This is a genomic window from Pseudomonas sp. B3G-3 (assembly GCF_028640915.1).
GTDB classification, from domain to species: Bacteria; Pseudomonadota; Gammaproteobacteria; order Pseudomonadales; family Pseudomonadaceae; genus Aquipseudomonas; species Aquipseudomonas chlororaphis_I.
Genome location: NZ_JAQZAB010000137.1, coordinates 45,303 through 63,654, shown reverse-complemented (window position 1 = coordinate 63,654; position 18,352 = coordinate 45,303). Strand labels below are relative to the sequence as shown.

At 60.9% G+C, this 18,352-nt stretch carries 15 protein-coding genes; 9 read left to right on the top strand and 6 right to left on the bottom strand.

All coding sequences use genetic code 11. The features are described 5' to 3' along the window. Nucleotides 1-53: 53 nt before the first annotated feature. From PVZ80_RS32720 to ispC, 6 genes are all read right to left on the bottom strand, one after another. A complete protein-coding gene (locus tag PVZ80_RS32720; RefSeq protein WP_009048998.1) occupies nt 54-1,664 on the bottom strand; it encodes a gamma-glutamyltransferase family protein in 1,611 nt (536 codons plus the stop codon). 32 nt (nt 1,665-1,696) lie between these two features. Next, entirely contained in the window at nt 1,697-2,476 is a 780-nt protein-coding gene (locus PVZ80_RS32715; protein WP_273865078.1) for an amino acid ABC transporter ATP-binding protein, read from the bottom strand. A 2-nt stretch (nt 2,477-2,478) separates the two neighbouring features. Next, the gene (locus PVZ80_RS32710) at nt 2,479-3,246 is read right to left on the bottom strand and encodes an amino acid ABC transporter permease (protein WP_028683948.1); all 768 of its coding nucleotides are present in this window, start codon (nt 3,244-3,246) and stop codon (nt 2,479-2,481) included. Nucleotides 3,247-3,257: 11 nt separating this feature from the next. Further along, nucleotides 3,258-4,082 (bottom strand): ABC transporter substrate-binding protein, encoded by an 825-nt coding sequence (locus PVZ80_RS32705; RefSeq protein ID WP_177411738.1) that lies wholly within the window; start codon nt 4,080-4,082, stop codon nt 3,258-3,260. A gap of 82 nt (nt 4,083-4,164) precedes the next feature. Further along, a complete protein-coding gene (locus PVZ80_RS32700) occupies nt 4,165-4,833 on the bottom strand; it encodes a GntR family transcriptional regulator (protein WP_009048994.1) in 669 nt (222 codons plus the stop codon). Nucleotides 4,834-5,071: 238 nt separating this feature from the next. Beyond that, nucleotides 5,072-6,319 carry a 1-deoxy-D-xylulose-5-phosphate reductoisomerase gene (gene ispC, locus PVZ80_RS32695; protein ID WP_273865077.1) on the bottom strand — a complete coding sequence of 416 codons (1,248 nt, stop codon included), beginning with the start codon at nt 6,317-6,319 and terminating at the stop codon, nt 5,072-5,074. 495 nt (nt 6,320-6,814) lie between these two features. Between ispC and idi the strand changes: the two genes are divergently transcribed. From idi to ispG, 9 genes are all read left to right on the top strand, one after another. Next, nucleotides 6,815-8,230, top strand: coding sequence for an isopentenyl-diphosphate Delta-isomerase (idi, locus tag PVZ80_RS32690; RefSeq protein WP_273865076.1), 1,416 nt, complete (start codon nt 6,815-6,817; stop codon nt 8,228-8,230). Between the two features lie 57 nt (nt 8,231-8,287). Continuing rightward, nucleotides 8,288-10,213, top strand: coding sequence for a 1-deoxy-D-xylulose-5-phosphate synthase (dxs, locus tag PVZ80_RS32685; protein WP_273865075.1), 1,926 nt, complete (start codon nt 8,288-8,290; stop codon nt 10,211-10,213). 25 nt (nt 10,214-10,238) lie between these two features. After that, the gene (locus PVZ80_RS32680) at nt 10,239-11,186 is read left to right on the top strand and encodes an SAM-dependent methyltransferase (protein ID WP_103331242.1); all 948 of its coding nucleotides are present in this window, start codon (nt 10,239-10,241) and stop codon (nt 11,184-11,186) included. Between the two features lie 21 nt (nt 11,187-11,207). Further along, nucleotides 11,208-12,236 carry a Rieske 2Fe-2S domain-containing protein gene (locus tag PVZ80_RS32675; protein ID WP_273865074.1) on the top strand — a complete coding sequence of 343 codons (1,029 nt, stop codon included), beginning with the start codon at nt 11,208-11,210 and terminating at the stop codon, nt 12,234-12,236. A gap of 1 nt (nt 12,237) precedes the next feature. Continuing rightward, nucleotides 12,238-13,398, top strand: coding sequence for a terpene synthase family protein (locus PVZ80_RS32670; RefSeq protein WP_273865073.1), 1,161 nt, complete (start codon nt 12,238-12,240; stop codon nt 13,396-13,398). Nucleotides 13,399-13,662: 264 nt separating this feature from the next. Beyond that, nucleotides 13,663-14,838 (top strand): terpene synthase family protein, encoded by a 1,176-nt coding sequence (locus PVZ80_RS32665; protein WP_273865072.1) that lies wholly within the window; start codon nt 13,663-13,665, stop codon nt 14,836-14,838. A gap of 121 nt (nt 14,839-14,959) precedes the next feature. Beyond that, entirely contained in the window at nt 14,960-15,994 is a 1,035-nt protein-coding gene (locus PVZ80_RS32660; protein ID WP_273865071.1) for a Rieske 2Fe-2S domain-containing protein, read from the top strand. Nucleotides 15,995-16,093: 99 nt separating this feature from the next. After that, nucleotides 16,094-17,023: a 4-hydroxy-3-methylbut-2-enyl diphosphate reductase gene (ispH, locus tag PVZ80_RS32655; RefSeq protein WP_041983887.1), complete on the top strand. Its 930-nt coding sequence runs from the start codon at nt 16,094-16,096 to the stop codon at nt 17,021-17,023. A gap of 25 nt (nt 17,024-17,048) precedes the next feature. Continuing rightward, nucleotides 17,049-18,341: a flavodoxin-dependent (E)-4-hydroxy-3-methylbut-2-enyl-diphosphate synthase gene (ispG, locus tag PVZ80_RS32650; protein ID WP_041983889.1), complete on the top strand. Its 1,293-nt coding sequence runs from the start codon at nt 17,049-17,051 to the stop codon at nt 18,339-18,341. Nucleotides 18,342-18,352 lie beyond the last annotated feature (11 nt).

Sequence of the window (18,352 nt, the reverse complement as noted above, 5' to 3'; positions counted from 1 at the left end):
AGGCCGGCCGGGAGCGCGGCGAGGACCAGCGCCCCCGCCCGCTCGTCCCAGGCTCAAAACACCGCGATATGGGCATCCGTGCGCGGTTCGGTGCCGCCGCACAGCACGCCGCTTTGCGGGTCGCGCAGGATGATCTGCCCGCGCCCGTAGCTGGTCAGGTCGCAGGCCACCTGCACCTCGTGCCCGCGCCGCGCCAGGGCGGCGCTCATGTCCCGCGAGGCGTTCTGTTCGATCCCCACCTGCAGCCCGCCCAGCCATTGCCAGCGCGGCGCATCCAGGGCCGCCTGCGGGTTGAGGCCGAAATCCACCAGGTTCATGACCATCTGCACATGCCCCTGGGGCTGCATGTAGCCGCCCATCACGCCGAACGGCCCCATTGGCACGCCGCCCTTGCTGAGGAAACCCGGGATGATGGTGTGGAAGGTCTTCTTGCCGGGCGCCAGGCAGTTGGCGTGCGCAGGATCGAGGCTGAACTCTTCGCCGCGGTTCTGCAGGGCGATGCCGCTGTCGGGCAGCACCACGCCCGAACCGAAGCCGTGATAGTTGCTCTGGATGAACGACACCATGTTGCCCTCGGCATCGGCGCTGGCCAGGTAGACCGTGCCGCTGGCGTGCGGGTCGCCCGGCTGCGGGGCCTGCGCCTGTTCGCCGATCTGCGCCCGGCGCCGGGCCGCATAGCGGTCGCTGAGCAAATCCTCCACCGCCACCCGCATATGCGCGGGGTCGGTGATGTAGTGCAGGCCGTCGCTGTAGGCCAGCTTCATCGCCTCCAGCTGGCGGTGCCAGGTCTGCTGGCTGTCGCGGTGATCGAAGTCGAAGCCTTCAAGGATCTTCAGGGTCATCAGTACCACCAGGCCCTGGCCGCTCGGCGGAATCTCCCAGACGTCCACGCCGCGATAGTTGACCTTGATCGGCTCGACCCACTGCGCGCGGTAATCCTGCAGGTCGCTGGCGCGCAGGTAACCGCCGGTGGCCCGCGAGTGCTGGTCCAGGCGTTGCGCCAGGGCACCCCGGTAGAAACTTTCGCAGCCGCTGGCGGCCAGTTCCGCCAGGGTCCGGGCTTGCGCGGGGTTGCGAAACATCTCCCCGGCCCGGGGTGCCCGGCCGTCGATCAGATAGGTGTCGAACCAGCTGTCGAGCACGGTGTTGCGGCTCGGGGTGAAGTTCTCCAGCGCGCTTTGCCATTGCAGGGCAACCACCGGCGACACCGGGAAACCGTCGTGCGCCAGGCTGATGGCGGGCTGCAGCAAGTCGGCGAATGGCAGGCGGCCGAAACGCTTGGACAGCTCGGCCCAGGCTGACGGGCAACCCGGCACCGTCACTGGCGTCCAGCCGTGCAACGGCATCTGTTCATGGCCGGCGGCTTTCACCGCCTCGATGCTCAGGGCCTGGGGGGCCACGCCGTTGGCGTTGAGACCGTGCAGTTTGTTCTGGGTCCAGACCAGGGCAAAGGCGTCGCCACCGATGCCGCAGCCGGTGGGCTCGACCACGGTCAAGGCCGCCGCCGTGGCGATCGCGGCGTCGATGGCGTTGCCACCGCGGCGCATGATTTCAATGCCAGCCTCGGCGGCCAATGGCTGGGACGCCGCGACCATGCCGCGCTTGGCGAACACGCTTTGCCGCTGGGAGGCGTAGGGATACTCGTGGGCAGAAAATTTGAACATGGCAAGACTCACACAAGATTGAGGATTCGGGTTCACAACACCCGGCTGAGAAAGGCCCGGGTCCGGGCGTGGCGGGGCTGGCTGAAGATCTGCTCGGGCGGGCCCTGCTCGATCAGCTCGCCCTGGTCGAGCACCACCACCCGGTCGGCCACTTCGCGGGCAAAGCCCATTTCGTGGGTGACCACCACCATGGTCATGCCCTCCTCCGCCAGTTCCTTCATCACTTGCAGCACTTCGCCCACCGTCTCCGGGTCGAGGGCGCTGGTCGGCTCGTCGAACAGCATCGCCTGGGGTTTCATCGCCAGCGCCCGGGCGATCGCCACCCGCTGTTGCTGGCCACCAGACAACATTGAAGGATAGTGGCCGGCCTTCTCCGCCAGCCCCACACGCTTGAGCAGTGCCCGCGCCTGTTGCTCCGCGGCGGCGCGCGGCACTCCAAGCACGTGGACCGGCGCCTCGATGATGTTTTCCAGGGCAGTCATGTGCGGGAACAGGTTGAAACGCTGGAACACCATGCCGATGTCCCGGCGCTGGCGGGCGATGTTGCGTTCCGAGTCGCGCACCAGGCTGCCATTGGCCCGCGTGCGGTAGCCCATGGGCTGGCCGGCGACGCGGATCTGCCCGGCCTGGATGTCTTCCAGCAGATTGATGCAACGGATAAAGGTGGTCTTGCCCGAGCCGGAGGCGCCGATCAGCACCACCACTTCGCCGCGCCGCACTTGCAGGGAGAGGCCCTTGAGGATCTCCAGGTCGCCGAAGGACTTATGAATATCCAGGGCTTCGATGACCAGTTCTTCACTCATGTGCGCCATGCTCAACGCCCCCTCAGCAGCTTCATGGTGTTACGCCCGAACAGGCGGCTGGCCGCCGGCGCCGGCCGCTCGGACTGGCCGAAACGGCTCTCCAGCCAACGCTGGAAAAAGCCCCAGAGCGTGGTCAACGCCAGGAAGTAGATAGCAACCACCAGGTACAGCTCGAACACCCGGAAGGTCGCCGAGGTGACCATCTGGGTACTGAGCAACAGCTCTTGCACGCCGATGACGCTGACCAGGGTGGTGTTCTTCAGCATCACGTTGAACTCGTTGCCCAGTGGCGGGACTATCACCCGGAACGCCTGGGGCAGCACGATGCGCCGCATCAGCTTGGGGAAGGTCATGCCCAGGGAGCGCCCGGCCTCGTACTGGCCTTTATCCACCGCACCGATGCCGGCGCGGATGATCTCGGCCATGTACGCGCCTTCGTTGAGGCCCAGGGCGATGATCGCCGCCTGGATATTGCCCGGCACCACGAACCAGCCCAGGTCCAGGTCCTCGAAGCGGAAAATCCCCCCGGCCGCCAGCGCCGTGTACAGGAACACGATCTGCACCAGCAGCGGCGTGCCGCGCATCAGCCACACATAAAAGCGCACCGGGTACTGCAACAGCGGGTTGCGCGACAGCTTCATCAGCGCCGCCAGCAACCCCAGCACACAGCCCAGGAGCATGGCCGACACGCTGATCAGGCAGGTCAGCCCGAGCCCCGTCAGGTAGACATCGCTGGGCAGCAACAGGTACTGCCAGAACACGTCCCAATTGAAGTTCATCGAGCCTGCCCTCAGTCCAGTTTGTCGCTGCCGACATGCCATTTATCCAGCAACGCGGCGTAGCTGCCGTCGGCGCGCATGTCCTGCAGGATCGTGCCCAGCGCCGCGCTCAGTTGCGGGTCCTGCTTACGCACGCCGAAGCCAGTGAGGATCCGGTTGAACGCCGGCACCGCCGACTGGAACAGGTCCGGGGCCAGTTGCTGATAGTGCCCGGCGGATTCCACCGTGGTGCCGAAAGCGTCCACCTGGTTGATGCGCAGCGCCTGGAAGGCATCGGCGTCGACGTTGTACACCACCAGTTTCATCGGTGGCTTGCCGGCCGCCACCAGCTTGTCGTTCTCGGCGCCGAGCAGGAGGCGGATGGTCGAACCGTTGCTCACCGCCACCTTGAGCCCGGACAGGTCCTCCAGGCTGTTTACCGCTTTCGGGTTGCCCTTGGGCACCACGATCGACTGGCTGGAGTACATGAAATTGACGATGTCGATCACTTCCCGGCGCTCGGGCTTGTCGAACAACTGGTCGACGATCATGTCGCATTGCTGCGCCAGCAGCGCCGGGATCAACCCGGCGAAAGGCGAGATGCGCCACTCGACTTGCTTGCCGCCCAGGCGCTGGGCAATCGCCTCGCCCATGTCCACCTGCAGCCCGACCGGTTTCTGTTGCGTGTCGAAGGACACCAGCGGCGGCGAGTCCATGCCGGAGCAGTAGACGATCTTCTCGCTCTTGCTCAAGCGCTCCGGCAACTCGGGGGCGGCTTGCGCCCATTGGGGACAACCTAGATTCAGGAAACATAGACTCAAGGTAAGAACGGCAGCTGACGCGCAAGGCTTGTGCATGGCATTACTCCAGTCATGTCGGGTAGCAAGGGGGGATCGCGCTCACGGCAGGCGTTAAGCGCTCGGCAAGAAATGCGATTTTTTACTGATGGGCCTCCAGGAACTGGATCAGCCGCGGGATGGTGCCTTCGATGTGCTCGCACACCACCTGCGCCGCCTTGTCCGGGTCGCCGGAACGCAGCGCGGCAATGATCGAGGCGTGTTCGTCACGGGCGCTGCGGGGCTTGTCGGCGTGTTGCAGCCACAGGCGCATGTGCGGCTCGATCACCGAATACAGCGCCGAGATCTGCCGCATCAGCCGCGGGCGTTCGCTCAGGCTGCACAGGTATTCATGGAAGGCGCGATGGCGGCTGACCCACTCGGCGCCGTCTTCGCGGTAGTCATCCATCTCATCGAGCAGGCGCTCCAGATGGCTGAAATGGCGCTCGGTGATCTTGCCCACCGCCACGCGGATCGCCAGGCCTTCGAGGGCGCTACGCATTTCGAAGACTTCGCGCATTTCATCGATGTTCAGGCCACGGACAATGGCCCCGCGATTGGGCCGCAAGGTCACCAGGCCATCGGCATCCAGGCGCCGGAAGGCTTCGCGCACCGGCATGCGGCTCATGTTGATTTCGCTGGCGATGTCCTCGGCAATCAACCGCTCGCCAGTGCGGAAGCGCCCTTTGCAGATCGCTTCCAACAGAAAGTTGTAGGCCTCCTCCTCCGCGGTCACGGGCTGGCGCTCGGTATAGGCTGGGGCGAATTTCATCGGCGGCACCTTTTGTATTTTTGTATCCAATTATCCATATAGCCAAAACAGCACATTGCGTGCCAAGGACCCGCCGCGTTGTGCAGGTGCTTGATTCGGTTGGTTTTTGGTTAATCAGAAAGGCTGGCGAAGAGAATTGCTGATCACGACAGCGAGTGAAAACGCCCCAGGACGGGGCTCATGGTGCGCAGAACAGGTGCTGGCGGTAACACCGGCTGCAGGCGAGTCACCCGAGGTTCTAACGGCCTCCTTGCAGGAAACTCACCGCCGCCGCGCTGGACGCGGCATAGAGGCTGGGACTTGAGTGCGGCATCCGGCAAACACGCTGCACGACCGCGCTCCCGATACGCCTGGAGTGTTGATCGATGTCCATGACCTCGTCGAAGCTGGTCACTGCTGCACCGGGTATTTTTTGCAGGACCTCATCAACGACCCGGGCGATATCGGTGAAGCGGATACGGTGGGTGAGAAAGGCCTCCACAGCCACCTCATTCGCGGCATTGAGCACGGTGCTCATCGCCCCGCCTTCACGGATGACTTCAAGGGCCAGGGCCAGACACGGAAACCGCGCCAGGTCGGGTGCTTCGAAGGTCAGCGTGGCGACTTTCACCAGGTCGAGCGGTTCGGCACCAGAATCGATACGCTGGGGGTAGGCCAGCGCATGGGCAATCGGTATGCGCATATCCGGACTGCCCAGTTGCGCCAGCACGGACTGGTCGCGATAGACCACCATCGAGTGAACGATGCTTTGCGGGTGTATCAATGTCTCGATGCGTTCGGCGGGAATATCGAACAGCCAGCGCGCCTCGATAAGCTCCAGGCCCTTGTTCATCATGGTCGCCGAGTCGACGGAAATCTTGCGCCCCATGCGCCAGTTCGGATGGGCGCAGGCTTCGTCCGGGGTGACCTGGTCCAGTGTCTGTAACGGGCGATTCCTGAACGGCCCTCCAGACGCGGTAAGGATCAGCCGCTGCACGTCTCCGGAAGCCCGTTGTGCGCCGTGCAGACACTGGAAAATGGCATTGTGTTCGCTGTCCAGCGGCAGGATGGTCGCCCCCGAATTCGCCGCGGCTTCCATGAACAGCGTACCGGACATGACCAGGGCTTCCTTGTTGGCCAGAAGTATCTTTTTCCCGGCCCGCGCGGCACTCAAAGTGGGCGGCAATCCGGCTGCGCCGACGATAGCGGCCACCACCGTGTCGCAGCCGGCGGCACAGGCTGCCGCACACAGAGCCTGTGCCCCGCATTGAACTTCGGTATTCAACCCGGCTGCCTGCAAGTTGGCTTGAAGTTCGATGGCGTGGTGCGGCTCACTGACAATCGCCAGTGCCGGACGAAACTTCAAACACTGCCGATAGAGTTTTCCTATGTTGCGATGTGCCGTCAGGCCATGAATAACGGCCGTCTGCGGATTGCGCGCGACGACATCCAGCACATTGTCGCCAATAGACCCGGTGGAACCGAGAACAAACAGCCGCTGCGACATGATTTATCGTCCTGAAGTAGAAAGTTAATCCATGTTCTTACAGAACAAACAGCAACTTACTTAGAACAATGAAGCGATCACTTTAAAAAATTGCAGTAAAAAAACCGCACTCGAATGTTGCCTCGCTGGCAACGGCGCCGGGCACCCGGATTTCCGGTTTGCCAAGGCTAGCAAGGCAAAATCCATTAGCCAGTGCAGCCGCTGAATAAATCGAAATAAGCGAATTACAAAGCGCTGCCAATTGTTCTATCGAGCAAAAAATTGAATTAATGTAGGCATCTCGCAGACTCGAGCATTCGAAATAAAACCATCGCGGCCTGAAATTAAAAATTATAGGGCGCACTCTTGCAGCGCTTTGGAAACTGCCTAATGTGAGCACTCACGTTACATCGCATAAAAAGTCTCATCTCGACAAAGTCTTGTCCCGATATAGTTGTCATGCGCTTTACGCAATAAAAATTGCCAGCACAATTATGGAGTTGTATCGGAGGTTTCATGGAAGAAACACTTATTCTGGTCAATAAAGACGACTGTCAGACCGGGTTTGCGGAAAAGCTGCATATCCATCAGCAAGGGCTCTTGCACCGGGCTTTCTCGATTTTCATCTTCGATCGACAGGGCCGTTTGCTGTTACAGCAACGGGCGCTGGGCAAGTATCACTCTCAGGGTTTGTGGACCAATACCTGCTGCGGCCATCCACGTCGCGGCGAGGCCACCGAGGCCGCGGCCAGGCGCCGGCTGTTCGAGGAAATGGGGCTTGAATGCGAGCTGCGGCTCGTCTCCCAACTGCTCTACCATGAGCAGGTTTCCAACCAGCTGATCGAGCATGAATACGACCATGTGTTCGCCGGCATCTGCCAGCAGGATCCGGTCGCCAATCCCGAGGAAGCGCTCGCCTGGCAATGGCTGAGCCTGGCGCAAGTATCCCAGCGCCTCAGCCAGGCGCCACAGACCTTCAGCATCTGGTTTCGCCGGATCTTCGAACGCCACGGAATCATCGGTTTGCGCGCCTGGCAAGAGCAGGCGCGAAGCGCCCTGTTCGATGCGTGGCGGCACGCCATCGTCAAGCGCACCGAACGCATGCTCGAGCAGCAATTGCCCTCCTCCGAAACCTTGCCATCGACCCTGCACCAGGCCATGCGTTACGCCGTGCTGGGGGGTGGTAAACGTATGCGCCCACTGTTGTGCCAGGCTGCCGGCCTGGCCGCCGGAGCCAACCCGGCGGCGCTGGACATGGTGGGGGCCGCGCTGGAGATGATGCACGTCTACTCGCTGGTCCATGACGACTTGCCCGCCATGGATGACGATGAGCTGCGCCATGGCCGTGCCACCGTGCATGTGCAGTTCGATCAGGCCACGGCGATTCTGGTGGGCGATGCCTTGCAGTCCCAGGCGTTCATCACCTTGCGCCGTGTGCCGGTGGCGGCCGAGCGTCAGGCTTTGCTGATGGGTGAGCTGGCCATGGCGGTCGGTTCACTGGGCATGGCCGGCGGGCAGATGATCGACATCGGCAGTGTCGGTCAGGCGCTGGACCTCACCCGGCTCGAGCAGATGCACCGGATGAAGACCGGCGCCTTGATCCGGGCCGCGCTGCGCATGGGCGCCCTGTGTGCCGAGGGCGCGCCGTTCGACCTCGAGCCCCTGGATCGCTACGCGGCCGCGATCGGCCTGGCGTACCAGGTGGTCGACGACATCCTCGATGCCACGGCCGACACCGCGACCCTGGGCAAGACCGCCGGCAAGGATGCCCAGGACCACAAACCCAACTACGTTTCGCTCCTTGGCCTGGAGCCTTCGCGACGACTCGTCAGGCAACTGGACGAGCGCGCGCACCAGGCACTCGAGCCGCTGGCTGAACGTGCGGAGCAGCTGCACGAGCTGGCCGACCTGGTGATCAACCGCTTGCACTGACTCGCTCTCCCCGCTCACGGGAATACGTGGGCATGGCTCAACGGAAGGAATCCCAGCATGTTCGAGCTACTGAACACGGTAAACACCCCGGCCGACTTGCGCGCCCTGCATAGCGCGGCCCTCGTTCCACTGGCGGATGAGCTGCGGGCGTTCATCCTGCACAGCGTCTCGAGCACAGGTGGGCACCTGGCCGCGAACCTGGGCACCGTCGAGTTGAGTATCGCCCTGCACTATGTGTTCGACACGCCACGGGACCGGATCGTCTGGGATGTCGGCCATCAGTCCTATGCCCACAAGATCCTTACCGGACGCCGCGAGGCCATGGCCGGCATTCGTCAGTTGGGCGGGATTTCCGGCTTCCCCAGGCGCCAGGAGTCGGAATACGACGCCTTTGGCACGGCCCATTCCAGCACCTCGATTTCCGCCGCGCTGGGCATGGCGCTGGCGGCACGCCACAGTCGCGAGCCACGGCACAGCATTGCGGTGATCGGCGATGGCGCCTTGAGCGGTGGCATGGCATTCGAAGCGATGAACAACGCCGGCCTGTACCAGGACCTGCCGCTGCTGGTGATCCTCAACGACAACGACATGTCGATTTCGCCCCCCGTCGGCGCCCTGCGGCACTATTTCGGCAAGCTCACCGCCCAGCGCTGTGCGGTGGCGGTCAAGGAACGCATCAAGCACTTGCTGCGGGAAGCACCGGTCCTGCGCGAGCTGGCCCATCGCGCCGAAACCCAGGTCAAGGGCCTGATGACCTCGGCCACGCTGTTCGAAGCTTTGGGCTTCAACTACAGCGGCCCCATCGACGGTCACAACCTGGACGAACTGATACCGGCGCTGCAAGCGCTCAAGGGCCTGCGCGGGCCCCAGTTGCTGCACATCGTCACGCAAAAGGGCCACGGCTACTCGCCGGCCGCCGCCGACCCGGTGCTCTATCACGGCCCGGGCAGGTTCAACCCGGTGCAAGGCATCCTGCCCGGCGCAGCCAGCCAGCCGACCTACACCCAGGTGTTCGGCCGCTGGCTTTGCGATGAGGCAGAACGGGATGCGCGGGTCGTCGCGGTGACCCCGGCGATGCGCGAAGGCTCGGGGCTGGTGGAATTCGAGCAACGATTCCCCGCGCGCTACTTCGATGTCGGGATTGCCGAGCAGCACGCGCTGACCTTCGCCGCCGGCCTGGCAAGCGAGGGGCTGAAACCGGTGGTGGCGATCTACTCGACGTTCCTGCAGCGGGCCTATGACCAGTTGATTCATGACATCGCGATCCAGAACCTGCCCGTGGTGCTCGCCATCGACCGCGCCGGCATCGTCGGCGCCGATGGTGCGACCCACATGGGTGCCTTCGACATCGCCTTCCTGCGCTGCGTGCCGAACCTGGTGGTGATGGCCCCGGCGGACGAAAACGAATGCCGGCAGATGCTGCATACCGCCCTGCTCCAGGACGGTCCTTGCGCGGTGCGCTACCCACGGGGTGTCGGCAGCGGGATCGCGGCCCGCTCCGAGCTGACGCCGCTGGCACTGGGCAAGGGCGAAATGCGGCGGATTTCCAGCCAGTCGTCGGGCTGTCGCATCGCCATCCTGGCCTTCGGTTCGATGCTGCTACCCGCGCTGGGTGCGGCCGAAACCCTCGATGCCAGCGTCGCCAACATGCGCTTTATCAAGCCTCTCGACGGCGCCCTGATCGAGCGGCTCGCGTGCAACCACGACCTGTTGGTCACCCTGGAAGAAGGTTGCGTGATGGGCGGTGCCGGTTCGGCTTGCCTGGAGTATCTGGCCACCACCGGGCTCTCGCGCCCCGTGCTGCAACTGGGCCTGGGCGATCAATTCATCGAGCACGGCGCGCCGGAAAGACTGCTCGGGCTCTGCGGCCTCGATGCCGAGGGCATCAGCGCATCGATCCACGCTTTCCTCATCGAGCACAGTCTGCAAGACCCGGTCAGTGACCACGCAACGGACAGGCTTTCGCTGCGTGCCAGAGCCTGAAGTGAATCTTCACAAGGAGACAGCCATGAGCATTCAAGCCAGAGAGCCAGCCATCGCCGATGAAACCCGTCTGCCGTATCGCGTCATCCAGGGTTCCAGTGTCGATACCTATCAGGAAAAGGTCGTTTATACCTACGGAGACAGCCCCGAAGATTGGCGCAAGGCCATTGGCAACTACATCCTGTTCCAGTTCGGAGTCTATGACGATCCTCGCTCGACGCCGCCAATCAGCCTCGACGAATCGGGAATTCGTTATTTCGAGCGACAACTGAAACTGGCCGGCCTGGAAGAGCCCGATCGGCCGCCGATCAGGCGCATTCTCGATATCGGCTGTGGCTGGGGCTACATCCTCAAGTACCTGGCCGAACGTTTCCCGGAATGCCAGCGCCTGGACGGGGTGAATGTCAGCCGGCGCCAGCTGGAGTACTGCGCGAAGTTTCACGCCGAGCAAGGGCTGTCGGAGCGGATCGATCTCTACCTGTGCAATGCCAAGGACATCGAGTTGTTGCCCGACGCGGATGAGCCTTATGACCTGGTGATCATTCGCGGAGTGATCTCGCACTTCCCCGACGAACTGTACGAAACCGCCATGCGCGCCCTTGCCGGCCGGGTTCGCCAGGGCGGCAGCGTGATCATCTCGGACAACCTCTACAACACTCCGCCGCAAGCCTATACCTCCGATACCCCGGACGAGGTCGACCGGCTGGCCTGCAAGCACCGCAAGGCGCCGGGGTACTTTCGCGATGTGCTCGAACAGAGCGGTTTCACCCTCCACGACATGCGGGTCCTGCCGGCCAATATCGATGTCGCCCGCTGGCTGATGGACGCCAAGGCCAACATCGAAAACAAAGAGCTATTTCCCCATGGGGTCACGGGCGCGCTGGAGGAACTGCGGGTGCTGGCGGAGAACTGGTCGGTGGCGCTGCTCAAGAACAAGGTTTCGACCTATAGCGTGATTGTCTGCAAAAAATAGGGCAGCGACCGGAGATTAATCATGGAAGTGTTCTCGATGGTAGAGCAAGACAGCATCGTCCCCATCACCTTCTTGCCTGGGCGCAAGCGCAGCGAAACCGGCCTGGAAGAAACGGTGTTGCCCTACCCCAATGGTTGGTTCTGCGCCTGCTTCAGCCATGACCTGAAACCCGGACAGGTACTGACAGTCCCGTTTATGGGGCAGGAGCTGGTTATATATCGAACCATGTCCGGTATTGCCCGAGCCATTGACCCTTATTGCCCCCATCTTGGTGCCCATCTGGGGCATGGCGGGAATATTGTCGGGGAGGAGCTGGTTTGCCCTTTTCATGGGATGGCATTTAACCCAGATGGCATTTGTGTGGGGATCCCCAGTGGCCAAAAGCCGCCGACCGCCGCGTTGACGCAGCGTTACTCGACCGAAATCAATGGCGGGATATTTATCTGGTGCCATGAAGGCTCTCTCCCTCCCTATTGGCAGTTGCCGATATTGCATCCAGAAGGTTTTTCTCAGAGAAGGTACAAGACATTCAACCTGCAAGGGCTCTGTCAGGACATGACAGAAAACAGTTCCGATGTTCTCCACTTTTCTTACTTGCACGGACTTCAAGACGTTGACACTCAACATCAAGAGGACGGCATAAAGATGACCTACATTATGCAAGCCAAGTTTCTTGGTCAGCAGGTCAGTATGAAAATCGTCTGCTATGGCCTGGGGTTTGCCTTCGGTGAAGCGTCATTCCCGCGCTTGGGGTTGATTGCTCGAACGCAAGTGACAGGAACACAAACCGCACCGCGGAAATGGATGCTGAGAATGAGCGACGATCTCCATATTGCAAAAGTAGAAAAACTTCCTCGTTTTCTGCGCTACATCAGCTACACCATTTTGCTGCCCTATGCTCATCGCTGGTTTGTGAAAACGGTACAGGAGGACTTCGAAATCTGGAACAACCGGAAATATATAGAGCGCCCGCACTTTATGAGTGGTGAAGGCAACATTGCCATCTATCGCCGCTGGTCCGCACAGTTCTACCCAACAGGGAAATCATGAAATGACTATCAAACTTCCCCCGCTACCTCAACCCTTCTCGTTTGCCGTGCACCCGAGTTATTGCCCTGAAAATCCGAGTCCGTTTCTTGATCTGGATATTTACGATCATAGTCCGTTCGAGCGGGTCACCAGGGACTATGCGGATCGTTTTGAATTGTATCAGGACGAGATTCAGCGTCAGCGCCTGGCAAACATTCACTGTAGTTGGTTGGGTGCCATGATGTATCCGACTGGGACGGAGGAGTTATTGCAGGTTGGTGTTGATTTTTGCATGTGGGCTTTTGCCTACGATGATGAATATTGCGACGAGGGGCCGATTGCCCGAGACCCGAATAAACTCATACAGGCATCGGTGGAAATCTGGCGGCAGTTCGAATCTCCGGAATACCAACTGACCAACGATCGTTATGCATTGGCTGCCCGGGACTTGCGTATTCGCCTTGATAAGTATGCCAAGCCGGAGCAGACCGGCAGGTTTGTCGAAGCCATGCGTATCTATTTGATGGCGGAGATGTGGAAAGCGACCAATGCCACGCCTACTGTCAGCGATTGTGTTTTTATGCGGGCTACCGGCGGTGGGGCCTGGGCATTTCCGGCATTGGGACATGCTATTGCCGATATCGATATTACCCAGCGGGAATATGAAGATCGGCGTGTGCGAGCGCTATTCGAAATGCTCTCCAGCTTAATGGCCTGGGAAACGGAACCCCATGCCTTCAGCAAGGAGATGGAGCGAGGGGCAAACTATAAAGAGCACAATTTGATCCGGGTGATGATGCGCGAAAACCAGTGCAGTTTCGACTCGGCTGTTGAAGATTATCTGGAAATGCGTTTGCGCTTGCTAAGTCTTTTTCTACGTTTGAAGGCTGAGGTAGACAGTTATGCCTCCGAAGGGGTTAAAGCCTATATTGAATCTGTTATTCGCTACTATGTTGGCGCGACTGTCTGGTCGCAAAATACCAGGCGATACAAGTCATTGAGCGGCAACATAGATGACCATATTTTTGTAGGAGGACAGTTAACAGCGCCACAACCACCGGAGGTCTTCAGCAACACAAAGCCCATTGATATAGACGGGGTGAGATGGTGGTGGGAATACGACCCACTCAATAAACAAGCATCAGATGGGGCTACCCTTAAGTATCGTCCGGCGAGTGTTTAGGCTGTATGGCGTAGCGATGTATGTGCGTCACAAGATCGTGCATAACCGGACGAAAACCCAGCAGTACCCTAACGACCCGATATAAAACCTGATGATGTACTCGGTTTGTCGGTTTGTTCCAAGGAGAGGAAAATGAAACAGTCCACCGTCCCATCACCAGTGCCATTCATCCTGATTCCGAGCACACCGATGCCCAGTCTGCGTTATGGATGGAGCACTTTCCCTCTATTCAGCCTAGGACTATTCATAATTAAGGAGAGTGTCATGGCAATTATTACGTTACCTAGTATCTATTGCCCTTTTTCACACACTCAACACCCAAAGGCCGACCAGTTCGACCAATGCACGGCAGACTGGCTGCAACACTGGGAGCTCTACTGGGACGATCAACAGAGACAGAGAATGATTCGGCCAGGTTGGGGGCTATTGGCATCGCTCGCCTACCCCAAAGGCACTGACGAATTGATTCAGATCGCTTCCGACTGGATGGCGTGGGCCTTTGCCTGGGACGATGAGTGGTGCGATGAAAGCCCGGTTACAAAGAAGCCGGAGGACATGATCGTCGCATTCGCAAGAATGAACCGGGCATTGGAATGCCCGGAGTTCCCCGTCGCCCCGGATGACCGTTATGCCTTGTCCATGCAAGAACTGCGCATCCGCCTCGAGCAACACGCCACTCCCATTCAGGTGAATCGTGTGGTTGAAGCCCAAAAAGGCTATTTCATGATCGAAATGATCAAGGCGGCGTCCCTTTCGCCCGGCTTGAATGAGTCTACGTTCATGCGTCTGACGGGCGGCGGCGGGATGGTTTTTCCGAGCCTTACTCATGTTGTTGCCGGTATCGATATTAGCCAGGAAGAGTTTCTTGACCGCCGGATAGTGGCGATGACGGAAATGGCAGCCACTCTCGTGGTATGGGAAAACGAGTTTTTTTCCTACGCGAAAGAGAGTATGCGCGCCAGCCTCGACGAGCGTGGACACAACCTCATCGATGCCGTAAGGAGGGAGTTCAACTACACCGAGCGGCAAGCACTGGCATGGTTCAACGTGATGCACGACCGGATTATCGGTTTGTTTGTCCGCTTGCGCGAACAACTGCTTCAGGACGCCTCTGCCGAGGTCGAACAATATATTGAAGCGCTGATTCATTATCAGACAGGCGTCCTCGAGTGGCATCGAACGGATGAGCGCTATCGCATTCTGGGCCCCGGAGACCCCACGCCTTGTTACGAAGGTGGCCACAGTACCGACCAGTCACATGATCACAGCCTCGATCCGGTTCCCATACCGTCGATTCAATGGTGGTGGGACTACGACCCTGCTCGTCCTGCACCTGTCAAAAAGTTCCATCCCAATGATCGGGTTGCAGCGGCCAGACAAGCCGGGCGTGAGTTCAACGCCCGTCAAGTGCCCTATGTCTACAAGCAACAGCGGGGTTGAACACATCGATCAAACAACGGCTGAGCAGAACTTGGAGCATCGGCAAGTCAAGGACTGAAGATGCATGCCCTCTGCAGATTGGCAGCCGTTGATATGCGGCCTGAAAAGCCTGGGAGTGCACATGAATCAGCGCCAATCCAGCGTCGACACACGTCAGCCATTGCCCTATGCCAATGGTTGGTTCGCGATATGTTTCAGCCATGAACTCAAGCAGGGAGCCGTTCTTGCGCTGCCGTTCATGGGCCAGGAGCTTGTGGTGTACCGCACTCGATCGGGGCAGGTGCGCACCGTCGATCCATATTGCCCACATCTCGGAGCGCATCTTGGGCATGGTGGCAAAGTCGAAGGCGAGAATCTGGTCTGCCCGTTTCATGGCTTGGCATTCAACCCCGAAGGCCATTGCATACGCACCGGAATCGGGCAAAAGCCGCCTTGTGCAAAATTGCCCCACAAGCAGACACGTGAATCCAATGGCGTAGTACTGGTATGGAACAGTAGCGGCGGATACCCGCCTGACTGGGAAATACCGGAGCTCGACACCACCGGGTTCTCCCTTCCCGCCTATAGCCGCTACGACCTGGCCGGGTATGCCCAGGACATGATCGAAAATAGCGCGGATATGCTGCACTTTGCCTGGGTCCATGGGTTCACGGACGTCGCCATGTCCCACCAGACAGACAGCTCCAAGATGGAACTCAATCTAAGTGCTCACTGGCGCGGGGTGCCGTTACACATGCACGTTACAAGTCATGGCCTTGGATACGTACTTGTAAAAAGCCAAATGCCGCGCTTCGGGGTGCAAGTAAAGACCCGAGGGTTTGCCACTCAGACGCGCCCTTTGGAGTGGACATTCCGCTGGTCCGATATCGTTCGCGTTGCATACTTGGACAGGTTCCCGGCCATTCTGCGCAAGCCTGCGTATGCCCTTCTGATCAAGCTTGCACACCTCTGGTTCGTGCGAGTGGTCAGTGACGACTTTCCTATCTGGAACAACCGACGCTATGTGGTGGATCCGAAACTGATCGCTGGCGAGGGCGCATTGATGGCGTACCGACGTTGGGCGTCCCAGTTTTATCCCCATGAAGTCGAACCACAGTTAGATATCCGCGGAGCGGAACAGACTGCGCAAAAAATTTCTGCGAAATTGACCGAGTGACCTCATTCAATGCTTCCAGGGCTATGGGGTGGAATGAACGCCCGGCAAGTCTTCACGCCAGACCAACACTGTGCGGCAACAACCGACTGAGGGAACACCATGAAAATCATCCTTGCCCAGCCCCGCGGTTTCTGCGCAGGCGTGGTGCGGGCGGTAGAGACTGTCGAGCAGGCACTCGAGCTGCAGGGTGCCCCGGTGTATGTGCGCCACGAGATCGTGCACAACCAGCATGTGGTCGATAGCCTGCGGCGCAAGGGTGCGCTGTTCGTCGAGGAACTGGATGAAGTACCGGCGAATGCGCTGGTCATTTTCAGCGCCCATGGCGTGGCCAGGGTCGTCGAAGACCAGGCCCGCCAACGCCATTTGCGGGTGCTGGACGCCACTTGTCCGCTGGTGAGCAAGGTGCACAACCAGGGCCGTCAGTACGCGGCCCGCGGCTATCGGTTGATTCTTATCGGCGAGCCCGGGCACCCGGAAGTGCTCGGCACCCTGGGGCAGATTCCGGCACAGGTGACGGTCTTGCTGACAGTGGCCCAGGTCGAGGCGCTCGAGTTTGCGGCCGATACACCACTGGCCTACATCACCCAGACCACCTTGAGCGTCGACGACACCCGTCAGGTCGTGGCAGCGCTCCGTCGGCGCTACCCGCAGATTGTCGGCCCCGACACCCGGGACATCTGTTACGCGGTACAAAACCGCCAGGTCGCCGTGCGGGCCTTGAGTGCCTGTGTCGACCTGGTGCTGGTGGTCGGCAGCCAGAAGAGCGCCAACTCCGTGACCCTGCGCGACATCGCCGGCGAAAGCGGCATTCCCAGCTACCTGATTGCCGATGGCCGCGCGCTGCGTCGCGAGTGGTTCGATCGGCGACCGACCGTCGGTATTACCGCCGGAGCCTCGACACCGGAGTCCATGATCGAGGATGTGCTGGCGGCCCTGGCACGCATCGCACCACTGGATATCACGAGCCTGCCGGGGCCTGAAGAGCAGGTCCAGTTTCGTCTGCCGGCCGGGCTGATTGCCCGCCAGTGAGACGCCCTCCACAGGAGTCGAACCGATGAACACGCCCCTCGCCCGGCGCCAGACCCGACAGGTTGCCGTCGGCCCGGTCACCCTCGGCAGCGCCGGCCCGATCGTGGTCCAGGCCATGACCAACACCGACACCGCCGATGCCCAGGCAACGGCCCGGCAGGTCGAAGCCCTGGCGCTGGCCGGCGCCGAACTGGTGCGCATCACGGTCAATGGGCATGAGGCGGCGGCCCAGGTCGCGCGCATTCGCGAATTGCTGGACCGCCGCGATATCCAGGTGCCCCTGGTGGGCGACTTTCACTTCAACGGCCACCGTTTGCTGGCGGCCTACCCCGAGTGCGCCCAGGCCCTGGGCAAGTACCGGATCAACCCCGGTAACGTCGGCAAGGGCGCGCGGCGCGACGAGCAGTTCTGCAGCATGATCGAGGTCGCCTGTCGTTACGACAAACCGGTGCGCATTGGCGTCAACTGGGGCAGCCTCGACCCGGACCTGCTGGCGCGCATGATGGACGCCAATGCGGCGTTGCCCGAGCCGCTGCAAGCCGATGCGGTAATGCGCGAGGCCCTGGTGGTCTCGGCCCTGGACAACGCCCAGCGAGCCATCGAGGTGGGCTTGCCGGCGGAGCGTATCGTGCTGTCGGCGAAGGTCAGCCATGTCCAGGACCTGATTGCCGTCTATCGCAATCTCGCCGCCCGTTGCGACTTTCCGCTGCACCTGGGGCTGACCGAGGCTGGCATGGGCTCCAAGGGTATCGTGGCTTCGACGGCGGCCCTGGCGGTGCTGCTGCAGGAAGGCATCGGCGATACGCTGCGGATCTCCCTGACCCCGGAACCCAACGGCGAGCGTACCCGCGAAGTACTGGTGGCCCAGCAGATCCTCCAGGTCATGGGGCTGCGGGCCTTCACCCCGACCGTGGTCGCCTGCCCCGGCTGCGGCCGCACCACCAGCAGCTTCTTCCAGGAACTGGCGCAACAGATCGAGCAGTTCCTCGCAGCGCGGATGCCGGTCTGGAAAACCCGCTTCGCCGGGGTCGAGCAAATGCACGTGGCCGTGATGGGCTGCGTGGTCAACGGCCCGGGCGAAAGCCGGCTGGCGGATATCGGGATTTCCCTGCCAGGGGCCGGCGAGCATCCTTCGGCACCGGTGTACATGGATGGCGAACGGGTCACGACCCTCAAGGGGCCGGGGATCGCCAGCGACTTCACCCGCTTGCTCGAGGCCTATGTCGAAGCCCGTTACGGTGGGCAGGAACAGGCGCGCCAACAGTTGCAGCACCTGTTGCAGAAAGACCCGGCAGAGCAGCAAATCCTGGTGCGCTAAAGGCTCCACCG

Coding starts and splice junctions, on each gene's coding strand:
- PVZ80_RS32660 (WP_273865071.1), top strand. CDS start 14,960: ATGAATCAGCGCCAATCCAGCGTCGACACACGTCAGCCATTGCCCTAT.
- PVZ80_RS32710 (WP_028683948.1), bottom strand. CDS start 3,246: ATGAACTTCAATTGGGACGTGTTCTGGCAGTACCTGTTGCTGCCCAGC.
- PVZ80_RS32705 (WP_177411738.1), bottom strand. CDS start 4,082: ATGCACAAGCCTTGCGCGTCAGCTGCCGTTCTTACCTTGAGTCTATGT.
- PVZ80_RS32665 (WP_273865072.1), top strand. CDS start 13,663: ATGGCAATTATTACGTTACCTAGTATCTATTGCCCTTTTTCACACACT.
- ispG (WP_041983889.1), top strand. CDS start 17,049: ATGAACACGCCCCTCGCCCGGCGCCAGACCCGACAGGTTGCCGTCGGC.
- idi (WP_273865076.1), top strand. CDS start 6,815: ATGGAAGAAACACTTATTCTGGTCAATAAAGACGACTGTCAGACCGGG.
- PVZ80_RS32700 (WP_009048994.1), bottom strand. CDS start 4,833: ATGAAATTCGCCCCAGCCTATACCGAGCGCCAGCCCGTGACCGCGGAG.
- PVZ80_RS32680 (WP_103331242.1), top strand. CDS start 10,239: ATGAGCATTCAAGCCAGAGAGCCAGCCATCGCCGATGAAACCCGTCTG.
- dxs (WP_273865075.1), top strand. CDS start 8,288: ATGTTCGAGCTACTGAACACGGTAAACACCCCGGCCGACTTGCGCGCC.
- PVZ80_RS32720 (WP_009048998.1), bottom strand. CDS start 1,664: ATGTTCAAATTTTCTGCCCACGAGTATCCCTACGCCTCCCAGCGGCAA.
- PVZ80_RS32675 (WP_273865074.1), top strand. CDS start 11,208: ATGGAAGTGTTCTCGATGGTAGAGCAAGACAGCATCGTCCCCATCACC.
- ispC (WP_273865077.1), bottom strand. CDS start 6,319: ATGTCGCAGCGGCTGTTTGTTCTCGGTTCCACCGGGTCTATTGGCGAC.
- PVZ80_RS32670 (WP_273865073.1), top strand. CDS start 12,238: ATGACTATCAAACTTCCCCCGCTACCTCAACCCTTCTCGTTTGCCGTG.
- ispH (WP_041983887.1), top strand. CDS start 16,094: ATGAAAATCATCCTTGCCCAGCCCCGCGGTTTCTGCGCAGGCGTGGTG.
- PVZ80_RS32715 (WP_273865078.1), bottom strand. CDS start 2,476: ATGGCGCACATGAGTGAAGAACTGGTCATCGAAGCCCTGGATATTCAT.